This is a genomic window from Ruminococcus sp. RTP21204st1_B2_RTP21204_210225 (genome assembly GCF_040914135.1).
GTDB lineage: Bacteria > Bacillota > Clostridia > Oscillospirales > Ruminococcaceae > Hominimerdicola > Hominimerdicola aceti.
This window is the reverse complement of sequence record NZ_JBCPGA010000024.1, coordinates 14,049-34,406: the sequence shown is the minus strand read 5'-3', so window position 1 is coordinate 34,406 and position 20,358 is coordinate 14,049. Positions and strand designations below refer to the sequence as shown.

Below are 20,358 nucleotides of genomic sequence, written 5' to 3'. Positions count from 1 at the left end.
GACAAAATGTTTCCTCATACACTGCTACCTTGCAGGATATTCAATTTGGGATAATACCCCTATACTTATCCCGAAAAGCACCCCTTTTGTTGCATAAAAAATGCAACAATTGCAGAAATGTTGCCAAATTAAAAGATAAATCATTTGTTTACACAAATTACGATGTGATAAATTGTGCAGTATCACATATAAGATCATAAGGGTTTATTTTTTATTGCCCGGGAAATAATATATGCGGAGGTGATAAAAATGAAAAACAACTCTTTTGCTCACGGGCAGGAATTGCCGCTGGGGCTGTCTATGGCTCTTGCTCAGGTGCCTGCGGCATATGCTTACTTTGCTAAGCTGGATCCGCTTCAAAGACAGCAGATAATCGACTCGGCACACTGTATTCGCTCCAAAGAGGAAATGCGTGGTCTCGTCAACAGCTTGTCAAACGGTCAGATCACTGATACAAGTATTTTCTGAACAAAAAGTTAATGTAGACAAATTTCACAATAAATCAAAGATTAATTGATATAAATTTTATATAAATATGTGTTGAAATTTATCTATAAATATTGTACAATATTATTGTAAGGCTTTGTATGCTGTTATGGAGAAAATCAGTAAAAAAAGCTTTCGCAGACAGTTTTGCTCCGCTTTACTGTCTGGTAATATTGTGCAGTATTTTTTGTATGTATTCAGGAGAGATGTATGACTGAAATGTGCTGTTTTTCATCAATTACATATTCTTTTATGGGTAGGTCTTTAAGTATAATTGCGTCCTGCCTTGATTTTTTGCACTCTAACAATCTAATTATGCACTGACTAAAACTGCAACGCCATTGTTGCAGTTTTTTATTTGTAATTTTTTGTTTTACTTGGAGGTATAAATTTATGAAAAAAGTTGCGGTAATAATGGGTTCTGACAGCGATTTTCCTGTTGTCAGCAAGGCTGTTGCTGAACTTAAAGCTTACGGTGTTCCTTACGAATGTCACGTTATGTCTGCTCACAGAACGCCTGCGCTTGCAAGCGATTTTGCTGACAAGGCTAAGGAAAACGGCTTCGGAGTTATAATCTGCGCTGCCGGAATGGCGGCTCATCTTGCGGGAGTTATTGCAGGTCACACAACGCTTCCTGTTATCGGTATCCCTTGCAAGGGTGCTAACTTCGACGGCATGGACGCTCTGCTTGCTACCGTTCAGATGCCTAGTGGTATCCCTGTTGCCACTGTCGCAGTTGACGGCGCTAAGAACGCTGCTATACTTGCTATTCAGATGCTTGCTCTTTCTGACGAGGGTCTGGCTGAGAAGCTTGAAAAGGCTAAGCAGGATATGATAGACGGTGTTGTGGCTAAGGACAAAGCTTTACAAGACAAGCTTGCTGCGCTTTGATTTTTTGATACAGACATATAGCTCGGCTGTATGTTATATTTGATATATCGGGGAAGTTCTGCTGTCGGCAGGCGAACGATGTTCGCCCCTACATATTAAAACGGCAGTGGATATGTTTTCGGTATATCATATAAATAATGTAAATAATTTTATGGAGGAATAAATCTATGGAAAACATTGTAAAGACAGAACAGCTCTATGAGGGCAAGGCTAAGAAAGTATTCGCTACTAACGACCCTGATCTTGTTATCGTTGATTACAAGGACGACGCTACTGCTTTCAACGGCGAGAAGAAAGGCACTATCGTTGGCAAGGGTGCTATCAATAACAAAATGACAAACTATATGTTCAAGCTTCTTGAAAAAGAGGGTATCCCTACTCATCTTGTTGAGGAGATCTCTGACAGAGAGACTATCGTTAAGAAGGTCGAGATCGTTCCGCTGGAAGTTATCGTAAGAAACGTTGCAGCAGGAAGCTTCTCAAAGAAGCTCGGTATCGAGGAAGGCACAAAACTCAAGCAGCCTACACTTGAGTTCAGCTACAAGTGCGACGAGCTTGGCGACCCATTCATCAACAAGTATTATGCTCTTGGTCTTGGTCTTGCTACTGAGGAAGAGATCGAGGATATCACAAAGTATGCTTTCAAGGTAAATGAGTTCATGCTTGGCTTCTTCAAGAACATCGGCATTGACCTTATCGACTTCAAGATCGAGTTCGGCAGATTCCACGGAAAGATACTTCTTGCTGACGAGATCTCACCTGATACTTGCCGTTTCTGGGATTCTAAGACACATGAGAAGCTCGACAAGGACAGATTCAGAAGAGACATGGGCGGCGTTGAAGAGGCTTACCATGAGATGATAAAGAGAGTAATGGGAGAATAATATCTATGGGCGGTTTTTTCGGAGCTGTTTCAGCTAATGACTGTATTCAGGACGTTTTCTTCGGGACCGACTATCATTCACACTTAGGCACAAGGCGGGGCGGAATGACTTCATTCTCCCCTGAGCTTGGCTTTCAGAGAAATATTCACAGCATTGAAAACTCACCATTTCGTACTAAATTTGAAAAAGACGTTGACAAAATGAGAGGAAACATCTGTATCGGCTGCATAAGCGACACAGATCCTCAGCCGATAATGGTACGCTCGAAGTTAGGACTTTACGCAGTGTGTTCTATCGGTGTAATACAAAATGCCGCTAAACTGGCTGACGAACTGCTTGAAAAGGGCTGCGCAAACTTTGAAACAATGAGCAGCGGCGCTATCAATTCCGCAGGGCTTATCGGTGCGCTGATCGCACAGAAGGACAGCTTTGTTGACGGCATAAGATACGCACAGGACAAGATAGAAGGCACGATGTCACTTGCAATAATGACAGACAAGTCGATGATCGTTGCCAGAGATAAGGACGGACGGCTTCCTATTATAATAGGACAGCGTTCTGACGGATATTGCTTTTCTTTTGAATCATTTGCATATCAGAAGCTTGGATACTCCACCTGTCACGAACTAAAGGCGGGAGAGATAACTGAGATAACCAAGGACGGCTACAATATCCTCAGCGAGGGTACAGACAAGAAAAAGATCTGCACTTTCCTTTGGACTTATTACGGCTACCCTACCGCTTGCTATGAGGGCGTGAACGTGGAGCTTATGCGAACACGCAACGGCGAGATAATGGCGGAGAACGATATGAAAAACGGCAGGCTCCCTGACGTTGATTTCGTTTGCGGAATACCTGATTCGGGCGTTCCTCACGCTATAGGATATGCAAACAAAAGCGGCATACCTTTTGCAAGACCGTTCATCAAGTACACTCCTACATGGCCTAGAAGCTTTATGCCAACAAGCCAGTCTATGAGAAACAGAGTTGCGAAGATGAAGCTTATACCTGTTCACGAACTTATCGAGGGCAAGAAGCTTCTGTTCGTTGACGACAGTATCGTAAGAGGCACTCAAATGAGGGAAACTGTTGAGTTTCTTTATGAGAACGGTGCAAAGGAAGTCCACATGAGATCAGCCTGTCCTCCTATCATGTATGGCTGCAAGTATCTAAACTTTTCACGCAGCACCTCGGAACTTGAACTTATCGCAAGACAGATCATTAATGAGAACGAGGGTATCGAGGGAGTTAAATACATTGAAGAATACAGCGATTCAAGCACTGAGCGTGGCAAGCTTCTCAGGGACGAGATATGCAGGAGACTTAAGCTTACCTCTGTTGAATTCCAGTCGCTTGAAGGCACTGTAAAGGCTGTGGGTCTGCCAAGCTGTGAGCTTTGCACCTACTGCTGGAACGGAAGGGAATGATTTAATTGGTAACAGGTATCCATGAAGAATGCGGCGTTTTCGGCATTTATACTAACAAGACAAGCGATGTTGCGGCTCAGACTTATGTATCTCTTTACGCATTACAGCACAGAGGTCAGGAAAGCTGCGGTATCGTTGTAAACGACGACGGCGTGTTCAGCTATCACAAAGACGTGGGTCTTGTCAATCAGGTTTTTGACAAGGAAACTCTCGAACGGCTCGGCAAGGGCAATATTGCTATAGGTCATGTGAGATATTCGACTACAGGCAACTGCAACGCTTCAAACGCTCAGCCGCTTGTTGTTCGTCACATAAAGGGTCCTATGGCTATCGCTCACAACGGAAATCTTACTAACGCAAGAGAACTTAGAGAGCAATATGAAAACAAGGGCATGATATTCCACAGCACAAATGATACTGAGGTCATATCATACGCCATAACCGAGGAACGTCTTAGAGCACCGTCTATACAGGCGGCTCTTGAAAAGGCTATGTACAGGATAAAGGGTGCGTATTCGCTGCTCGTTATGTCGCCGACAAAGCTTATTGCGGCGAGAGATCCTGACGGCTTCAGACCCCTTTGCCTCGGAAAGATAGACGACGGCTATGTGGTAGCGTCGGAGACCTGTGCTTTTGACAGCATCGGCGCTGAATACATAAGAGATCTTAAACCAGGTGAAATGATAGTTATTGACAAAAACGGTGTGAACTCTATCACGACTCACTGTGGTAAAAAGGGTACTATATGCGTATTTGAATATGTATATTTTGCCAGACCTGACTCTGTTATCGAGGGGTCGAGCGTTCACATGGCAAGGCTCAGGGCAGGAAAATATCTTTGGAGAGAACACCCTGTTGACGCTGATATCGTCATAGGCGTGCCTGACTCGGGACTTGACGCTGCGCTGGGATTTTCTCAGGAAAGCGGCATACCATACGGCATTGGATTTATCAAGAACAGATACATAGGCAGGACGTTCATTCAGCCTAGCCAGACAGAGAGGACAAACTCCGTCAAGATAAAGCTCAACGCTATTTCAAGCACTGTTAAGGGCAAGAGGGTCGTTATGATAGACGACAGTATCGTCAGAGGAACGACTTCGGGACGTATAGTCAAGCTGCTGAGGGATGCAGGTGCAAAGGAAGTTCACGTTCGTATCTCCTCCCCTGCATTCATTGCACCATGCTATTTCGGAACGGATATAGACAGCAAGGAAAATCTTATCGCCTGCAAGATGACCAATGAAGAAATATGCGAATATATCGGTGCAGACAGCTTGGGATATCTCAGTGTTGAAAGCGTTAAAAAGCTTGCGGGAAATTCAAAGTGTGATTTCTGCGTAGGCTGCTTTACAGAGAAATACCCTATCGAAGTTCCTAAGGATATGCCTAAGGACAAATTTGAATCGAAGATATCGGAAAAGAAGTAAATAACTGAAAGGATATTTTATCATGAATACAAACAGTTTTTCAAACAGCTACAAGGAAGCAGGCGTTGACGTAACGGCAGGCTACAAGGCAGTTGAGCTTATGAAGCAGCACGTTGCAAGGACCATGACGAGCGGTGTTCTCAGCGGCATCGGCGGCTTCGGCGGTCTGTTTGAGCTTGACATGACAGGTATCACAAAGCCTGTTCTCGTTTCAGGCACAGACGGCGTTGGCACAAAGCTCAAGATAGCTTTTCTTATGGACAAGCATGACACAGTTGGTATCGACTGCGTGGCAATGTGCGTAAACGACATTATCTGCTGCGGTGCAAAGCCACAGTTTTTCCTTGACTACATCGCTGTTGGCAAGAACTATCCTGAGAAGATAGCTCAGATAGTTTCCGGCGTAGCAGAGGGCTGTGTACAGTCAGGCTGTGCGCTTATCGGCGGCGAAACGGCTGAGATGCCCGGTTTCTACCCTGTTGACGAATATGACCTTGCAGGCTTCTCTGTTGGTGTTGTTGACAAGGACAAGATACTTGACCCAAGCACTCAGAAGGCCGGGGACGTTATGATAGCTATTAAGTCAAGCGGCGTACACTCAAACGGCTTCTCACTGGTAAGAAAGGTATTCAGCGTTGACGAAAAGACTCTTTCTGTTCACTATGACGAGCTTGGCAAGACACTTGGCGAGACACTTCTCACACCTACAAAGATATATGTAAAGGCTGTTATGAGCCTGCTTGATTCTGTTAAGGTAAAGGCTATATCACACATCACAGGCGGCGGATTCTATGAGAACATTCCACGTTCACTTCCAAGCGGTCTTTCTGTTAAGATAGCAAGAAGCGACGTTCAGGTGCTTCCTATTTTCGACGTTATCGCAAAGACAGGAAACATTCCTGAGAGAGATATGTTCAACACATTCAACATGGGCGTTGGTATGACAGTTGTTGTTGACAAGGCTGACGCTGACAAGGCTATCGAAGCTATCAAGGCGGCAGGCGAAGAAGCTTACGTTCTGGGCGAGCTTGTTGACTCTGACATGGGCGTTATCATCTGCTAAGGGTAAAGAGATATGAAGAAGATTTGCGTTCTTGTTTCGGGCGGCGGAACAAACCTACAGGCGCTTATTGACGCTGAAAAAAGCGGCATTATAAAAAACGGCAAGATAACCTGCGTTATATCCTCGAAGGAGGGTGCTTATGCTCTGGAGAGGGCGAAAAATGCAGGTATCAGCACTGTCGTTATTCCGAGAAAGGAATATGCTGACAGCAAGAGTTACAGCGAGGCTATTCTGGCTGAGCTTAACAGACAAGGTGCTGACCTTGTGGTGCTGGCCGGATTTATGATAATTCTTGACGAATGCGTTACAAAGGCTTATCCTTACAGGATAATAAACGTTCACCCTGCACTGATACCGTCATTCTGCGGCGAGGGCTTTTACGGACTTAGAGTTCATGAAAAGGCTTTGGAATACGGCGTTAAGGTATCGGGTGCGACTATACATTTTGTAAACGAAAAGGCTGACGCCGGAGCTATTATTTTGCAGGGCGCTGTAGATGTTGCAAATGACGAGACGCCTGAAAGCTTACAGAAGAAGATAATGGAAAACGTTGAATGGAAGCTTTTGCCTAAGGCGGTTTCGCTGTTCTGCGAGGACAGGATAAGAATTAAGGACGGCAAGGCTTACGTTGACCTTAAAGACTGAGAAAAATTATGGAGGACAAGATATGAAGACCCTTAATATTTATGACGAGCTTAAAAGCAACTCATATCCGGGCAGAGGAATAGTTATAGGCAAGTCTGCTGACGGAAAGAGTGCGGTAACGGCTTATTTTATCATGGGCAGAAGTGTTAATTCCAGAAACAGAGTTTTCACGGAAACTGAGGACGGCATCAAGACAGAAGCTGCTGACCCTAGCAAGCTTTCTGACCCACACCTTATTATATACTCCCCCGTTCGTGTGCTTGGAAACAAGACTATCGTTACAAACGGCGATCAGACGGACACTATTTACGAGCTTATGGACAAGCAGCAGACTTTTGAGCAATCTCTGAGGACGAGAGAGTATGAGGACGACGCTCCAAACTACACTCCTCGTATTTCAGGTATCATGCACGTTGAGAACGGCGCATATAATTATGCTATGAGCATACTCAAGTCCGCTGACGGCAACCCTGACTGCTGCGAGAGATTTACTTACACATACACAAACCCTCTTGACGGCGTGGGTCATTTTATCCACACTTACATGGGTGACGGCAATCCTCTGCCAAGCTTTGAGGGCGAGCCTAAGAAGGTGGAGATACCTAACGATATCGAAGAGTTCACTGGCAAGCTTTGGGAAGCGCTCAACGAGGACAACAAGGTATCGCTGTTTGTAAGATACATTGATATCGCAAGCGGCAAGGCTGTTTCTAAGGTTATAAATAAGTACAGCAAGTAATATCCCTAAAGCGAAGCAGGAGTATAGAAAAAATGGAGTTAGTTGCATTAAAATGTCCCAAATGCGGCGGCGAGCTTGAAGTTCACGAGGGACAGAAAAAGACGTTCTGTAAATACTGCGGATCGCAGATACTGCTCGATGACGGAAACAGGATAATAAACGTCATTGACGAAGCAAGGCTCAAAGAGATAAAGCTCAATAAAGAGGTATCAGACTTTGACCAGAAGCTTCGTGACGAGGAGGCGAGCGGCAGATACAAGAACGCTTCACAGAAGCAGGGGTGGATAATAGCTTGCATCGTTTTGCACGTTATATTCACGCTTGTATTCAGCGGTGCGGTGATGTATCAGTCTGTATTTGCAATAATCGCTTCCATATGCTTATGGGTGGCTCTGCCTGTGATAATGGCGCTTATTAAACCGAGGAACGCTGGGGGCATGGGCAGGATAAAAACTGCGGTGCTTTTCTACATCACGTTCACTGCGATATTCTTCGGAGTGGGCAAGCTTTACTTACGTTTCATCAAATAGTCAGGGGGGAGCAAGTTGGAACTTATCGCACTTCAGTGCAAAAACTGCGGCGGTGAAATAACGATAGAGGACGATAAGAAGATCGTCTACTGCCCTTACTGCGGCACTCAGAACTACATTGACGACGGCACCAGGACGGTCAAGATAGTTGATGAGGCGAAGCTTGAAGAAGTAAGGCTCAGGCAGGAAGAATTTCTAAAGAGAAAAGCTTCTGAGGAAGAACTCAACGGCATAAGGGACAAAAAGATAAAACAGCGCAGGATATGGCGAGTATTCATGGTGCTGGCGCACATTCTTATTGTGATACCTATTTTTCTGCTCATGAAGAATATGGACGATACGCCGAGCATAAACCTTATACTCGGTATGCTTGGATATCTGCTCATCATGCCGATAATAATGGGTGTGACAAGACCTAGTATCCCCTCGAAGAAGTGGGACGTTAAGGAGAAAAGCAAGGGCAAGCTCATACTGCTTTTCTATATCTCATTCGCTGCGGTACTGCTTGTGGCAGTAATGGCAGGAGTGGCAATATTTGCAATGAACTAAGGCTTATTCATATAAACAGGAGGTAAAAATTATGGCAAATGAAATGCTTTTGAAATACGGCTGCAACCCTAATCAGAAGCCGTCAAGAGTATTTATGGAGGATGGCAAGGATCTCCCTATCGAGGTACTCAACGGCAAGCCCGGTTACATCAATCTGCTTGACGCATTCAACGGCTGGCAGTTGGTAAGAGAGCTTAAAAAGGCAACAGGTATGTGTGCGGCAACTTCTTTCAAGCACGTTTCACCTGCGGGCGCTGCTATCGGCAAGCCTTTGAGCGAGGTCGAAAAGAAGATATATTTTGTTGACGATCTGGGAGAGCTTACTCCACTTGCAAGCGCTTATGCGAGAGCAAGAGGTGCTGACAGAATGTCATCATACGGCGATTTTATCGCACTTTCTGACGAGTGCGACGCTTGCACTGCAAAGATGATCCAGAGAGAGGTTTCTGACGGTATCATTGCACCGGGCTACACTGACGAGGCTCTTGAGATACTCAAGTCAAAGAGAAAGGGTACATACAACATCATCAAGATAGATGAGAACTATGTTCCTGCACCTATTGAGAGGAAGCAGGTTTTCGGCGTAACTTTTGAACAGGGTCGAAACGAGCTGAAAATAGACAACGATATGCTCACAAATATCGTGACAGACAACAAGGAGATCCCTGAGGACAAGAAAACTGATCTTGTTATCTCACTTATCACACTTAAATACACACAGTCTAACAGCGTTTGCTATGTAAAGGACGGTCAGGCTATCGGTATCGGTGCAGGTCAGCAGTCAAGAATACACTGCACAAGACTGGCAGGAAACAAGGCTGACATCTGGTGGCTCAGACAGCACCCAAAGGTTCTGGGACTTCAGTTCGTTGACAACATAAGACGTCCTGACAGAGATAACGCTATCGACGTTTACATTTCTGACGAGCATGATGATGTACTGGCTGAGGGCGTATGGCAGAACACATTCAAGGTAAAGCCTGAGGTGCTCACTGAGGCTGAAAAGAAGGAATGGCTTGCTAAGAACACAGGCGTTTGCCTTGGTTCTGACGCTTTCTTCCCATTCGGTGACAACATCGAGAGAGCTAAAAAGAGCGGTGTGGCTTACATTGCCGAGCCGGGCGGATCTATCAGGGACGATCATGTTATCATGACTTGCAACAAGTACAACATGGCAATGGCATTCACTGGAATAAGATTGTTCCATCACTAATTTCTGCGCATTAATGCAAAACAATAAAGGTCAAGAAGAAAAGGAGAAATTTATTATGAAAAAGTTACTTGCATCACTCATGGCACTGTCAATGGTATTTGCAGTTACAGGCTGCTCAGAGTCAAGCGATTCAAGCAGTGAGTCAAAGGCTGAGGCTAAAACAACTACTACAACTACAGCCGCACCTGCTGTTGAGTCTAAGGCTGACACAACAACTACAACTGCTGCACCTGAGGAGTCAGCTGCTGACACAACAACTTCTGCTGACGACACAACAAGCACTGGCGACGAGGCTAAAGGCACATATGAGAATGACGTTTACACAAGCGATCTTTATACTTTCAAGATCGACTCAAAGAAGTGGGCAATGCAGGAGTCCGCTGGTGTTGACGTAATGTTCACATACGCTGACGCAGGCGATGATGCTGAGCTTGAGTCTGCTTCTATCAACGTTATCTCAATGTCAAACGATCTGCTCAATGGTCTTACAGCAAGTGATTATGCTGACCAGATCAAGCAAACATATAATTCCATGGACGGCTACACTGTTACAAACGACAAGGAAGATAAGTTTGCAGGCAAGGACGCTTACATTGTTGACGTAACAGGCGAGATCGGCTCACAGAAGGTACTGCTCAATCAGATAATCACTTCTGACAACGGCAACCTTGTTGTTATCACATATGGTGCAAGCGAGAACGCTTACAGCAAGCTTTCTGACGAGTTCAAGACAGTTCTTGACAGCTTTGAGCTTAAGTAATAATATACGAAGTAAATAAATGACGATACCGCACAGCATAGGTGTGCGGTATTGTTATAATTGGAAAAACACACTGAGGAGGTCTGAAAATGGACATATTAGTTGTTGGCGGAGGCGGACGTGAACACGCTATCGTTATGAAGCTTGCGGAGTCCCCTAAGGTAGGAAAGCTTTACTGCACACCCGGAAACGGTGGCATTTCACGCTATGCAGAATGTTTTGATGTTGCGGCAACGGATATCGAGGGCGTTGTGGCTCTGGCAAAGAAGCTTAAAGTAGACATGGTGGCTGTTGCACCTGACGATCCGCTTGTACTTGGAATGGTAGACGCTTTGCAGGCTGAGGGTTTCAAGACCTTTGGTCCTAAGAAAAATGCGGCTATAATCGAGGGTTCAAAGGTCTTTTCTAAGGATCTTATGAAGAAATACAATATTCCTACAGCCAAATACGAGGTGTTCACAAACAGTGAGGACGCTATAAAATATGTCAAGGAACAGAACACATACCCTGCTGTTATAAAGGCTGACGGACTTGCACTTGGCAAGGGCGTTATTCTGGCGGAGAGTGAGAAAGAGGCTGTGGAGGCTATACACTCCATGATAGACGACAAGCAGTTCGGTGAGAGCAGTTCCACTATCGTTGTGGAGGAATATCTCACAGGTCCTGAGGTTTCTGTGCTTTCATTCACTGACGGCAAGACTGTTGTTCCTATGATCTCTTCAATGGATCACAAGAGAGCGTTGGACGGCGACAAGGGTCTGAACACAGGCGGAATGGGTACTGTTGCACCTAACCCTTACTACACTGAGGACATTGCCAAGGAGTGCATGGAGAAGATCTTCCTGCCGACTATCAATGCAATGAATGCTGAGGGCAGGACTTTTGAGGGCTGTTTGTATTTCGGACTTATGCTCACCCCTAATGGTCCAAAGGTAATTGAATACAACTGCCGTTTCGGCGACCCTGAAACGCAGGTCGTTCTTCCTATGCTGGAGGGTGATCTTTGCGAGATATTTGAGGCTATTTATGAACACAGGCTGGCTGATGTCAAGATCGGCTGGAAGTCGGGTTACTGCACTTGTGTTGTTATGGCCAGCGGAGGATATCCTGTTAAGTACAAAAAGGGTATCGAGATGTTCGGTATGGACGACAAGGGTCAGGTAGACGGAGCGTTTATTTATCACGCAGGCACTAAGTATGAGGACGGCAAATTCTACACAAACGGCGGTCGTGTTCTGGGTGTTACCTGCAATGCTTACACGCTTCAGGGCGCACTGGACAAGTCTTATGAGGCTGTTTCCAAGATAAAGTTCGAGGGAGAGCATTTCAGAAAAGACATTGGTCAGAAAGCACTCAATGCACTTCCTAAAGATTCTCTTGATCTTGAATACAAGCAGGATATGGAGGACTACATCGAAGAAAACGGCGTTTATCTAAGACAGTAGGATATATAAAACGGGCGGAGAGATTCCGTCCGTTTTTTTGTACAGATAATACGTTTATAAATACAAAGACCCCCTCGGACATTTCTGTCCAAGGGGGTCTTTGCTATGTGTGGGAAGTAAAAATTACTCGTCTGCTTTTTCAATAGCCGCAGTTTCGTAAATATACTTAACTGAGCTTTCAACGCCATCGGCTGCGCCTGAGAATGTTGTTGAATCCTCGGCTGCTTTCTTGAGAGCGTCAAGTCTGTCGATAAGTCCCTTGAGGTCGTTGTTGTAGATGTCAAGGAGCTTGCCGATGCCCTCGTCCTTATACTTAGCCATGCCGTCTTTAAGGGTCTTTGCACCGCTTTCAAGCTTCTTAACACCAGATGAAAGCTGTGAGCTGCCGTCTTTGAGCTGACCGATACCGCTGAACAGCTCTGCACTGCCGCTTGAAAGTGTTGTTGTACCCTGTGCAAGCTCTACAAGTGATGAATAGAGTGTTGCAGTACCGTCTTTTAGCTGCTTGCTGCCGTTGTCAAGCTGACCAAGACCGCTGTCAAGAGTTTTTGCACCGTTTGAAAGCTTTGATACGCCTGTGTTCAGGCTGTCAACGCCCTTATCAAGCTTGCTTGCGCCTGCCTGTGCTGAGTTTACTCCTGCGGAGAGGTTCTTTGTACCTGCGGAAAGTGTAGCTGCACCATTGTTAAGATCCTTGCTGGACTTAGCAAGCGTACCGATACCTGTTTTAAGTGCAGAAGCACCCTCGTTTACTGTTTTAAGTCCTGCATTCAAATTATCAACGCCTGCGACAAGACCTTTCTTCTTATCGTTAAGACCATTGTATATCTGAGTTACGCCGTCAACAAGCTGTTTGCCCTCGGTTGCCATTGTGCCGACACCTGTTGAAACATCGCCAAGGCCGCTCTGTGCGCCCTGCTGATACTGGATAGAGCCATTTACGGCTTCTATCATATTGCTTATGCTCGTGTACTCTGCTGAGCCTTCTTCGTAATTGCCGAGAAGCTGCTCAAGTCCTGCGAGTACCTGCTGGTCGTATGCGATAGACTGTGTAAGTGCGTTATCTACCTTTGTTATGCCATTTGAAAGAAGTTCAACGCTTGCAGGGAGTGACTGCACCTTTTCATAGAGTGTGGAAACGCCTGCATTAAGTGTTGCAACGCCTTTTTTCAGTGCAGTTGAACCGTCATAGGTCTGCTTTGTGCCTGCGGCAAGCTTTTTAGAGCCTGTCTGGAGGTCGCCTACGCCTGTAACAAGCTTATTTGTGCCTGCGGCAAGGCTTGCAGCACCGTTATTTACCTGCTGTGCGCCTGAGGATACCTGTGAAAGTCCGCTTGAAAGTGATGATGAGCCGTTCTTCAAAGATGACATACCACTGTTTACCTGATCAAAACCACCGAGGAGGGCTGTTGAACCACTATGAGCTGTGGAGATACCTCTCATAAGCTCACCTGTTGAAGAATCAAGGGTCTTTGCTCCGTCACGAAGCTTTGTTGCACCGCTGTTAAGTGTCTTTGCACCATCGTCAAGTGACTTAGAGCCTGAATAAAGCTTGTCGATACCTGTGATAAGTGTTCCTGAGGAATCGGACAGCTTCTTGATGCCTGCGTAAAGCTCTGCTGTGCCGTCTACAAGCTCGTCTGTAGCATCAGAAAGCTCATCAAGCTTATCCTGAAGATCGTCAGCATCACCGATATCGCTAAGGTCAAGCTTTGAGAAGATGTCAGATGTTGCGACTGTGAGAGAGGTCGTTGACTCGAAGTCCTTTACGTCTGCTGTGAACTCAACGTACTCCGGTATCTCGATATCTTCGTTATCCTGAAGATCAAGGCTCTTTGTAAGGCCAGGCATTGCAACGCCTATAAGTATCTGTCTGCTTCCGTCTGAAATGAGCTTGCCATTTGTTACTTCAACGTTTGAATAAACGTTAGTATCAAGGATAGCTGTTGTTGCCATAAGGTATGGAACATAGATATCTGTTTTCTTGCCGTTTATCTTGACAGTTTTCTTATCGTTGTTCGTATAGTCATATCTTACTGTAAGCTTACCGCTCTTGCCTGCGAGGTCCTCAGGCTTAATCTCCTTGCCGTCAAGGGTATATGTTACCTTTACATCAACCGGGAGTGCCTTATCGGTATAGCCCTTATAGTAGATATCTCCGCCCTCGGTATCCCATGTGAGCTTATCACCATTGGCTGTAAAGCCCTCGTCTGTTTTAACATTCTCGATATCAGTCAGGTCGGAAACGTCCTCCAACTTCTTTACGCCCTGTGGATTTTTCAGCCAGTTGGAAACGACTGTTTTTGTCTTGTTGCCGGAAGCGTCAGTGATAACATAAACTGTTTCTTCCTTAGCCTGCTTTTCTGTATCACTGTCAGACTTATCAGCTTTCTTTGTATCTTTTGTATCTTTTTTATCTGATTCGCTCTTTGTTGTTGAGGCAGTGCTGTCGGCAGCGGAAGAGCTGTCTGACTGAGCTGCTGCATAAAGACCTGTGCAGCCTGCGGAAAGAAGTACGGCAAGTATGCCTGCAAGAACTCTTGAATACTTTTTCATAACTATATCTCCTTTACCAATTAGTTTATTTCAGGAAGCTTATAAAGCTTATTTTCTTTTTTCTTCATGCCCATTGTTGTATTGATTATTACCTTATCGAACAGCATAAGCATTGAAGGAAGTATGCAGATAACAGTTATCATACTGATTATTGCACCTCTTGACATTAGCGTACAAAGCTGTGAGATCATATCTACGCTTGAATATACGCCAACGCCGAATGTTGAAGCGAAGAAGCCAAGTGCGCTGACCATGATAGACTTCATTGAAGTGGTGAGTGCGATAGTGACAGCTTCGTGCTTATCTTTGCCTGCGTTACGCTCGGTCTTATATCTTGTTGTCATAAGTATAGCGTAGTCAACTGTTGCACCAAGCTGGATAGTACCGATTACTACCGACGCTATGAACGGTATAGTGGTATTCGTAAAGCACGGAACACCCATGTTTACTGTGATAGCAAATTCGATAACGGCTACCAGAATGATAGGCAGTGAAACTGAACGCAGTGCAATAAGAATAATGATAAAGATAGCGGCGATAGAAACTATATTTACTACCTTGAAGTCATGATCTGTTATGTCGATAAGGTCTTTTGTTGCCGCCGCCTCACCGATAAGCATTCCGTCCTTATCGTAGGATTTAAGTATCTTGCTAAGCTCATCTATCTGGGCATTCTCTTCATCAGAAGCTACCTTATATTCAGAGCCAACCAGCATGAGCTGCCATTTGTCGCTCTTGAGTATCTTTGTTACTGACTCAGGAACTATCTCACGAGGGATAGACGGACCGATAAGAGTATCCAGTGACATTGAGAAGCTTACACCATCAACCTTGCCCATTTCGTCGAGCATAGAGTTTACTTCCTTTGGCTCCATATCAGCGTCAACCAGGAGCATATGGGTCGTTGCCATGTTGTATTCCTCATCTAGCTTTGTGTTTGCGATAACACTGTTGAGATCCTTTGGAAGAGTATCTGTCAGGTTATAGTAGACATTGGTGTTTATCTGACCATATACGGCAGGGATAAGTACAACTATAAAGAGTACGATAAATGCTGCATGGTGCTTGATAATGAACTTTGAAGGCTTTTCAAGGCTTGGAACAAGGTCTTTGTGCATTGTTTTTTCAAGTGCCTTATCGAAGACAAGTATCATTGACGGGAGAACTGTTATGCAGCAGATAACGCCAATAACAACGCCCTTTGCCATTACGATACCCATGTCCATGCCAAGCTCGTAGCTCATGAAGCAAAGTGCAAGGAAGCCTGCAACTGTTGTTATGGAGCTTGAAACAACTGAGGTGATAGTTTTGCCGATGGCGACTGCCATAGCCTCTTTGTTGTCACCAGGGTGCTTTTCTTTCTCCTCTTTGTAGCTGTGCCACAGGAAGATCGAGTAGTCTATCGTTACCGCAAGCTGAAGCACGGCTGCAAGAGCTTCGGTGATGAACGATATCTCGCCTTGTATGAAGTTCGTTCCCATGTTATAGATTATCGCCATGCCCACGCTGAGCATAAAGAACAGTGGGATAAGGAACGAATCCATTGTAAGTGCAAGTATGATACTTGTAAGTATTACTGCGATAACAACATACATCGGAGCTTCCTGCATTGTCAGATCCTTGATATCCTCAACGACTGACGACATACCGCTTACAAAACACTGCTCACCAGCGATGCTTCTTATCTCCTTGACAGCTTCAAGTGAGCCATCAGCGGAGGTCGCTTCGTCAAAAAAGACAGCCATCATTGTGGAGTTATCTGTATTGAAGAAATCGTAAATATCATCAGGAAGAACTTCCTTTGGAAGTGAAACGTCTGCCAAGGTGTCATACCAGAGAACATCGCAAACGTGGTCTACCTTTTCGATCTTCTCCTTGACCTTTTCAACGTCCTTATCGTCCATGCCGTCAAGCATTACCAGCGAAAAGCCACCCTTGCCGAACTCGTCAAGCATTATATCCTGACCTTTCATGGTTTCAATGTCTGACGGGAGGTATGAAAGAATATCATAGTTTATTCTTGTGCTGAGAAAACCGAATATTGACGGTATCAGCAGCAGAACGCTGACTATGAGTATCGGTACTCGGAATTTTACAACTCCTCTGCCAAATTTCTGCATCAAATGTCATTCCCTTCACATAGTTTTTGACCTTTCGGTCTTTTAACAATTCATAGTATACATCAAAAATGACCAACAGTCAATAGTAAAATGACCATTAGTCATTCTTTTTGTAGAGTTGCACAAAATGACCAACGGTCATAACTGACTATTGGTCATTTTGCTCAGTTGACTTTAACAAGAATTTGTATTATAATAAATATAGTGTCAACCACAGTAAATCTGTGTATGTGTGGCATACAAATTGTATATATTATAATAAGGAAGGACGTGTTAAAATGGGCAAGCTTGATACCAATAAAAAGGTAAAGGAGGACTCTCTGCTTAACACGGCTTTTAGTCTTTTTACCACCAAGGGAGTGAGCAAGACCTCTATTTCAGACATCGTGAACAACGCTGGTGTGGCGAAAGGAACGTTTTATCTTTATTTCAAGGACAAATATGACATAAGAAACAAGCTTGTTTCTCATAAGTCGTCACAGCTTTTCAGAAACGCTATCGGGGCATTAAATGCGAGCGGCAAGAAGCTCACCTTTAACGAACGAATTATTTTTATTGTTGACAACATCATCAACCAGCTAAACGAGAACAAGTCGCTTTTGACTTTTATTGCAAAGAATCTTAGCTGGGGCGTTTTCAAGCACGCTCTTACGTCGCCTATAAAGGACGATGACATCGACTTCCGCAACATTTATGACGCTATGCTTGCTGACGCTCCATATAATATTGTTCAGCCTGAGGTCATGATATTCATGATAGTTGAGCTTGTAAGCTCAACCTGCTACTCGTCCATACTTTACAACGAGCCTGTGGACATTGGCGAGCTTAAGCCTTATCTTTACATATGTATAAACAACATTATCGACACTCATGCAGGCACTGTAAAAGCATAAGAAAAGACACGTTTACAAGATCGTAAGCGTGTCTTTTTTGTGTACAAAAAAACGGACGGAAGATGTCCGTCCGTTTGGTGTTTTTATTACTTTGCCTTAACAGCATCTCTTGCCTTTGCAACGATATTGTCTGCGCAGAGACCGTACTCCTTGAGCAGGTCTACTGCTGGACCTGAGTGACCGAACTCGTCATTAACGCCGATCTTAACAAGCTTTGCAGGGTGTCTTGCTGCAAGAACGTCTGCAACGGCTGAGCCAAGTCCGCCGATAACGCTATGCTCCTCAACTGAGAGAAGAAGTCCTGTATTCTTTGCAGCTTCAACGATGATATCCTCGTCGATTGGCTTGATAGTGTGGATATTGATAACTGTTGCTTCGATACCCTCAGCTGCCAGTGTTTTTGCAGCCTCGATAGCCTCATAAACCATAAGGCCTGTTGCAACGATAGCTATATCCTTGCCGTCACGGAGCTTAACGCCCTTGCCAAGTTCAAACTTATATGTTTCAGGGTCGTTGAAAACAGGTGTGGCAAGTCTGCCGAAACGGAGATAAACCGGACCTTCATGGAGGATAGCGGCTTCAACGGCAGCCTTTGCTTCAACGTCGTCGGCAGGGTTTATTACCACCATGCCAGGGATAGTTCTCATAAGAGCGATATCCTCGTTGCACTGATGTGTTGCACCGTCTTCGCCTACAGAGATACCTGCGTGTGTTGCACCTATCTTCACGTTGAGGTGAGGATAACCGATAGAGTTTCTTACCTGCTCAAATGCTCTGCCTGCGGCGAACATTGCAAATGTAGAAGCAAATGGTATCTTGCCTGTTGCAGCCATACCTGCTGCAACGCCCATCATATTTGACTCAGCGATACCGCAGTCAAAAAATCTGTCAGGGAATTTCTTCTTGAATATACCTGTTTTTGTTGCAGCAGCAAGGTCTGCGTCAAAAACATAGAGGTTATCGTACTTATCGCCAAGCTCTGCAAGAGCCTCGCCGTAGCTTTCTCTTGTAGCTTTCTTCTTCAATTCTGCCATTGCTTAACCCTCCAGACTTTTAAGCTGTTCGTTTATTTCTGCCACAGCCTGCTCATACTGCTCCTTGTTAGGTGCTGAGCCATGCCATGAAACGTTGTTTTCCATAAATGAAACGCCCTTGCCCTTGATACTCTTCATTACGATAACGCAAGGCTGACCGCATACTGTTTCTGCCTCGTTGAATGCTTTTTCAAGTGAGTCAAAATCGTGAGCGTCGGCTGTGATAACGTGCCAGCCAAATGCTGCAAACTTGTCAACGATAGGATATGGCGACATTACGTCCTCTATCTTTCCGTCAATCTGAAGTCCGTTATTATCCACAACAGCAACGAGGTTATCAAGCTTATAATGAGCGGCGAACATTGCAGCCTCCCATACCTGACCCTCTTCGATCTCACCATCGCCAAGGATAGTATACACCTTATAGGTATCGCTTGTGAGCTTTCCTGAAAGCGCCATACCACAGGCAACAGAAATGCCCTGTCCAAGGGATCCAGAGGACATATCTACGCCAGGGATAGAGATACAAGGGTGACCCTGAAGCATTGCACCGATATGTCTGAGGGACTTCAGCTCCTCCTTTGGAAAAAAGCCTTTTTCTGCAAGAGTTGCATAGAGTGCAGGTGCTGTGTGACCCTTTGAAAGCACGAGTCTATCTCTCTCAGGCTCTTCCGGCTTATCAGGATATACGTTCATCTTGGCAAAATAGAGATAAGTAAGCAGATCTGCTATAGAGAGCGATCCGCCCGGATGACCCGACTTTGCGTTGAATACTCCCTCGAGTATTCCAAGACGAACCTTGCAGGCTGTGATCTCAAGCTGTTTCTTTAATGTTTCGTCCATACTTTTGACCTCCAAAAAAATATTATTTCTTCAGTTTTTCAAAAATTTCATCTATGACTGCGGCAATAAAATCCTCCTCGCAGGACTGCTCAAAGACTTTATCCGCAACCTTTTTGACCTCCTCTGCCGCATTTGACGGGCAATATGCCACGTCAGCCGCTTGAAGAAGTTCAATATCATTATTATAGTCGCCTGCAGCCACGAAAGTAAAATCCTCCATGCCACAAGCTTTTCTCAGCTCCTCAAGAGCCGTACCTTTTGATATATTCTGTGGAAGTATCTCGTAATACTCGATACTTGAACGCACAAAATCTACACCTTTGTAGCCTTTTTTTGCCACATAGTTTATAAGCTCGTCCATACGCTCAGGCTCAACTGCAAAAAGCACCTTATACCAGTTCTTGTCAGGTATCTCGTCAACGGCACACTGAATGGGAATGAGCTTACAGATCTCGTTATGGCGCTTTTCCATAGGGGTCATGCTTGGCACATAGACCTCGTTGACAGTAAGCACTTCACAGCCAACATAAGGATTATCGGCAAGTATCTCCTTGACGATATCCGCCGCAAAGCTTGGCAGAAAGACGTTATATATCTGCTCTTTCGTATGGATATCGTAGACCATTCCACCGTTTGACATTATGATAGGACAATTCACATTCACCATGTCAAAATACTGTCTGGCCGCCTGAATGGCTCTGCCTGTAGCGATAGAAAATCTGCCCCCAGCCTCTTCAAAACGCTTGACAGCGGCGAGAGTTTTCGGGGTAGGTATCTTGCTTGCGGGGAGAAAAGTTCCGTCCATATCCGTTATAAGCAGGACTTTTGATATATCTTCAAACATAAAATC

Annotated in this window: 19 protein-coding genes; 14 read left to right on the top strand and 5 right to left on the bottom strand. The window is 44.9% G+C overall.

From position 1 onward, the window contains the following. Positions 1 to 249 precede the first annotated feature (249 nt). From AB5123_RS09355 to purD, 13 genes are all read left to right on the top strand, one after another. Positions 250 to 468: a YdeI/OmpD-associated family protein gene (locus tag AB5123_RS09355; RefSeq protein ID WP_022288720.1), complete on the top strand. Its 219-nt coding sequence runs from the start codon at positions 250 to 252 to the stop codon at positions 466 to 468. A gap of 411 nt (positions 469 to 879) precedes the next feature. Beyond that, on the top strand, positions 880 to 1,377 hold the full coding sequence (purE, locus tag AB5123_RS09350; protein WP_041337200.1) for a 5-(carboxyamino)imidazole ribonucleotide mutase: 498 nt from the start codon (positions 880 to 882) through the stop codon (positions 1,375 to 1,377). 167 nt (positions 1,378 to 1,544) lie between these two features. Continuing rightward, entirely contained in the window at positions 1,545 to 2,261 is a 717-nt protein-coding gene (gene purC, locus AB5123_RS09345) for a phosphoribosylaminoimidazolesuccinocarboxamide synthase (protein ID WP_022287346.1), read from the top strand. A 5-nt stretch (positions 2,262 to 2,266) separates the two neighbouring features. Next, positions 2,267 to 3,688, top strand: a complete 1,422-nt coding sequence (locus AB5123_RS09340) for an amidophosphoribosyltransferase (RefSeq protein ID WP_368364731.1) — start codon at positions 2,267 to 2,269, stop codon at positions 3,686 to 3,688. 5 nt (positions 3,689 to 3,693) lie between these two features. Further along, positions 3,694 to 5,118, top strand: coding sequence for an amidophosphoribosyltransferase (gene purF, locus AB5123_RS09335; protein ID WP_022287348.1), 1,425 nt, complete (start codon positions 3,694 to 3,696; stop codon positions 5,116 to 5,118). 22 nt (positions 5,119 to 5,140) lie between these two features. Next, entirely contained in the window at positions 5,141 to 6,181 is a 1,041-nt protein-coding gene (purM, locus tag AB5123_RS09330; protein ID WP_022287349.1) for a phosphoribosylformylglycinamidine cyclo-ligase, read from the top strand. A gap of 12 nt (positions 6,182 to 6,193) precedes the next feature. Continuing rightward, a complete protein-coding gene (gene purN, locus AB5123_RS09325) occupies positions 6,194 to 6,826 on the top strand; it encodes a phosphoribosylglycinamide formyltransferase (RefSeq protein ID WP_368364730.1) in 633 nt (210 codons plus the stop codon). Between the two features lie 22 nt (positions 6,827 to 6,848). Further along, entirely contained in the window at positions 6,849 to 7,565 is a 717-nt protein-coding gene (locus tag AB5123_RS09320; protein WP_041337195.1) for an IMP cyclohydrolase, read from the top strand. Between the two features lie 32 nt (positions 7,566 to 7,597). Next, a complete protein-coding gene (locus AB5123_RS09315) occupies positions 7,598 to 8,095 on the top strand; it encodes a zinc ribbon domain protein (RefSeq protein WP_022287352.1) in 498 nt (165 codons plus the stop codon). Between the two features lie 15 nt (positions 8,096 to 8,110). Then, entirely contained in the window at positions 8,111 to 8,644 is a 534-nt protein-coding gene (locus tag AB5123_RS09310) for a hypothetical protein (protein ID WP_041337194.1), read from the top strand. 31 nt (positions 8,645 to 8,675) lie between these two features. Further along, positions 8,676 to 9,857 (top strand): phosphoribosylaminoimidazolecarboxamide formyltransferase, encoded by a 1,182-nt coding sequence (locus AB5123_RS09305; RefSeq protein WP_022287354.1) that lies wholly within the window; start codon positions 8,676 to 8,678, stop codon positions 9,855 to 9,857. A gap of 55 nt (positions 9,858 to 9,912) precedes the next feature. Next, positions 9,913 to 10,617 (top strand): PsbP-related protein, encoded by a 705-nt coding sequence (locus tag AB5123_RS09300; protein WP_256322158.1) that lies wholly within the window; start codon positions 9,913 to 9,915, stop codon positions 10,615 to 10,617. 89 nt (positions 10,618 to 10,706) lie between these two features. Then, positions 10,707 to 12,062 carry a phosphoribosylamine--glycine ligase gene (gene purD, locus AB5123_RS09295; RefSeq protein WP_368364729.1) on the top strand — a complete coding sequence of 452 codons (1,356 nt, stop codon included), beginning with the start codon at positions 10,707 to 10,709 and terminating at the stop codon, positions 12,060 to 12,062. Between the two features lie 123 nt (positions 12,063 to 12,185). Here purD and AB5123_RS09290 read toward each other — a convergent pair whose 3' ends face one another. Then, positions 12,186 to 14,618 carry a hypothetical protein gene (locus AB5123_RS09290; RefSeq protein WP_289148024.1) on the bottom strand — a complete coding sequence of 811 codons (2,433 nt, stop codon included), beginning with the start codon at positions 14,616 to 14,618 and terminating at the stop codon, positions 12,186 to 12,188. Between the two features lie 20 nt (positions 14,619 to 14,638). Continuing rightward, positions 14,639 to 16,738: an MMPL family transporter gene (locus AB5123_RS09285; RefSeq protein WP_337811880.1), complete on the bottom strand. Its 2,100-nt coding sequence runs from the start codon at positions 16,736 to 16,738 to the stop codon at positions 14,639 to 14,641. Positions 16,739 to 17,016: 278 nt separating this feature from the next. Here AB5123_RS09285 and AB5123_RS09280 point away from each other — a divergent pair, with 278 nt between their 5' ends. Continuing rightward, positions 17,017 to 17,631, top strand: coding sequence for a TetR/AcrR family transcriptional regulator (locus AB5123_RS09280; protein WP_368364728.1), 615 nt, complete (start codon positions 17,017 to 17,019; stop codon positions 17,629 to 17,631). Between the two features lie 86 nt (positions 17,632 to 17,717). Here AB5123_RS09280 and AB5123_RS09275 read toward each other — a convergent pair whose 3' ends face one another. Genes AB5123_RS09275 through AB5123_RS09265 form a run of 3 tightly spaced genes read right to left on the bottom strand, consistent with a single transcriptional unit; the run spans position 17,718 to position 20,352 of the window. Beyond that, complete coding sequence (locus AB5123_RS09275; protein ID WP_302838745.1) at positions 17,718 to 18,665, bottom strand: transketolase family protein; 948 nt, start codon at positions 18,663 to 18,665, stop codon at positions 17,718 to 17,720. 3 nt (positions 18,666 to 18,668) lie between these two features. Continuing rightward, positions 18,669 to 19,508, bottom strand: a complete 840-nt coding sequence (locus AB5123_RS09270; RefSeq protein ID WP_022287361.1) for a transketolase — start codon at positions 19,506 to 19,508, stop codon at positions 18,669 to 18,671. Between the two features lie 22 nt (positions 19,509 to 19,530). Then, on the bottom strand, positions 19,531 to 20,352 hold the full coding sequence (locus tag AB5123_RS09265; RefSeq protein WP_337811877.1) for a Cof-type HAD-IIB family hydrolase: 822 nt from the start codon (positions 20,350 to 20,352) through the stop codon (positions 19,531 to 19,533). Between the last annotated feature and the right edge of the window lie 6 nt (positions 20,353 to 20,358).